The following is a 2,891-nucleotide window of genomic DNA, read 5'->3' as shown; positions in this document are numbered from 1 at the left end:
CCTATGCGCAGTCCAGCCCGGGCGAGCACCAGGGCTTCGAGTACTCGCGTACCCACAACCCGACCCGCTTCGCCTACGAGCGTTGCGTGGCCTCGCTGGAAGGTGGCACCCGTGGCTTCGCCTTCGCCTCGGGCATGGCYGCCAGCTCCACCGTGATCGAGCTGCTGGATGCCGGCAGCCACGTGGTGGCGATGGACGACATCTATGGCGGCAGCTTCCGCCTGTTCGAGCGCGTGCGTCGCCGCACCGCTGCGCTGGACTTCAGCTTCGTCGACCTGACCGATCTGGCCGCCTTCGAAGCGGCGATCACGCCGAAGACCAAGATGGTCTGGATCGAGACCCCGACCAATCCGATGCTGAAGATCGTGGACATCGCCGCGGTCGCCGCCATCGCCAAGCGCCATGGCCTGATCGTAGTGGTCGACAACACCTTCGCCTCGCCGATGCTGCAGCGTCCGCTGGAGCTGGGGGCGGACCTGGTGCTGCATTCGGCCACCAAGTACCTCAACGGCCATTCGGACATGGTCGGTGGCATGGTCGTGGTCGGCGACAACGCCGAACTGGCCGAGCAGATGGCCTTCCTGCAGAACTCCATCGGTGGCGTGCAGGGCCCGTTCGACAGCTTCCTGGCCCTGCGCGGTCTGAAGACCCTGCCGCTGCGCATGAAGGCGCACTGCGCCAACGCGATGGCGCTCGCACAGTGGCTTGAAAAGCACCCGGCGGTGGAGAAGGTGATCTACCCGGGCCTGGCCTCGCACCCGCAGCATGAGCTGGCGGGCAAGCAGATGGCCGGCTACGGCGGCATCGTCTCGATCGTGCTGAAGGGCGGTTTCGACGCGGCCAAGCGCTTCTGCGAGAAGACCGAACTGTTCACCCTGGCCGAGTCGCTGGGCGGGGTGGAAAGCCTGGTGAACCACCCGGCGGTGATGACCCATGCGTCGATCCCGGTGGCACGCCGCGAGCAGCTGGGCATCAGTGATGCACTGGTAAGGCTGAGCGTGGGCGTTGAGGACCTGGGGGATCTGCAGGTGGATCTGGAACAGGCGCTGGCGGTCTGAATACGGCCCTGCCAGAGATGCCTTCTGTCGAAAATTCACGCCCCTCCCTGCAGGTTCGTCTGCTGGCCTGGGTGCGGGGGCAATCGCTGTTGCGATCTGCATACCGTGCCCTGCCACGTGCATGGCGGGAAGGCGCGTTGCAGCTGCTGACACGGCGTATCCGCGCGCGCACGCGCTTCCCGCGCACTGCTGCCTGGCACGGGTGGCAGCCGCGTCCGACCTCGCCGACGTCGTGCGTGCCAGCCGACACAGCGCTTCCGGGCGTGAATATCCTCGGGTACATCCACGGTCAGTTCGGCCTGGCCGAGGCCGCACGCAGCTATGCCCGCGCGCTGATCGACAATCGGGTGCCGGTGGCCCTGCGCGACATCGACCTGGACCTCCCGCACGGCTGGGATGACCGCGCGCTGGATGCCTACATCGACAATGACGTGCCGCATCCGGTCAGCATCATTTTCGTCAATCCGGATTATCTGGAACGCGCACTGCAGGACATCGGCCGGGCGCGCCTGCAGGGGCGCTACCTGATTGCCTGTTGGTTCTGGGAGTTGGAGACCATTCCTGACAGTTGGTTGCCAGCGTTGTCCCACGTGGACGAGATCCTCGTAGCCAGCGCTTTTGTCGAACAGGCCGTGAGGAAAGTCACTGACAAGCCGGTGCTGCGCATCCCGATGCCGCTTGGCACGATCGAGGACAGCGGGCTGCAGCGCGCCGATTTCGGTCTGCCGGAAACAGCCTTCATCTTCCTGGTCACGTTTGATTTCAGCTCACGCATGGAGCGCAAGAATCCTGAGGCGGCAATCCGTGCGTTCCGCGCGGCCTTCCCGCCGGAGCGTCGCGATGTCCGCCTGTTGGTCAAGAGCAGCAACGGCTACCGCTTTCCACATTGGATCAAGCGCATCTTTGAATTGGCAGAAGGCGATGACCGCATCATCATCCGCGACGATGTGATCGACCGCGCGCATCTCAATGCCCTGCAGCGCTGCTGCGATGCCTACGTGTCGCTGCATCGCGCCGAAGGCTTCGGAATGGGCCTGGCCGAGTGCATGGCCATTGGCAAGCCGGTCATCGCCACGGGCTGGTCGGGCAATATGGAATTCATGGATGCCGCGTCTGCTGCGCTGGTGGGCTTCTCCCTGGTGGCGGTGGGCGAAGGCGAGTATCCCGGTGGAGAAGGGCAGCGCTGGGCCGACGCCGACGTGGCCCAGGCGGCCGCGTTGATGCGCCGCCTGGCCGACGACCCCGCCGCCGCCGCTGCACTGGGTAGTGCTGGCCGCCAGCATGTGGAAGCAATCCTGTCCGCCCCGGTGGCGGCAGCCCGCATCATCGAACGCCTGAAGGAGCTCCGCACCACCTCGGTGCACGGCACAGCGCGTCAACAGGACAACGAAGTACGAGGCATGCAATGAAAGACATGATCCGGTCCGTGTGGGCCTACCGATACTTCATCCTTTCCTCGATCAAGAACGAGCTGAGGCTACGCTTCATTCGCAGCAAGCTGGGCGCGCTGTGGATGATCATCCACCCGCTGATGCAGGTGGTGATCTTCGCAACCATCCTGTCCGAGGTGCTGTCGGCCAAGCTGCCGGGCATCGATAACAAGTATGCCTACGCGCTTTATCTGATGGCCGGCACGCTGTGCTGGAGCATGTTCGCCGAGACAATCGGCAAGTGCGTTTCGTTGTTCGTGGACAGCGGAAACCTGATGAAGAAGATGGCCTTCCCACGGATCTGCCTGCCGTTCATCGCCGCTGGCACGATGCTGGTCAACAACATACTGCTGTTGCTGGCCATCTTCGCCGTATTTGCCGTGCTGGGTCACTACCCTGGCCC

3 protein-coding genes are annotated in these 2,891 nt (G+C 64.3%); all 3 read left to right on the top strand.

The genetic code is table 11. The features are described from left to right. The coding region (locus AC1VAN_RS17030) for a trans-sulfuration enzyme family protein (RefSeq protein ID WP_480986274.1) at positions 1 to 1,058 on the top strand (1,058 nt) is incomplete at its 5' end. A gap of 17 nt (positions 1,059 to 1,075) precedes the next feature. Then, positions 1,076 to 2,467, top strand: coding sequence for a glycosyltransferase (locus AC1VAN_RS17025; RefSeq protein ID WP_442251685.1), 1,392 nt, complete (start codon positions 1,076 to 1,078; stop codon positions 2,465 to 2,467). Between the two features lie 5 nt (positions 2,468 to 2,472). Next, positions 2,473 to 2,891: ABC transporter permease (locus AC1VAN_RS17020; RefSeq protein ID WP_480986273.1), on the top strand; the 419-nt coding region annotated here is incomplete at its 3' end.

This window comes from Stenotrophomonas sp. 05L44_2, from assembly GCF_056665995.1.
Note: the sequence above shows the minus strand (reverse complement) of the source record. Positions and strands in the feature narration are given on the sequence as shown.

Coding starts and splice junctions, on each gene's coding strand:
- AC1VAN_RS17025 (WP_442251685.1), top strand. CDS start 1,076: ATGCCTTCTGTCGAAAATTCACGCCCCTCCCTGCAGGTTCGTCTGCTG.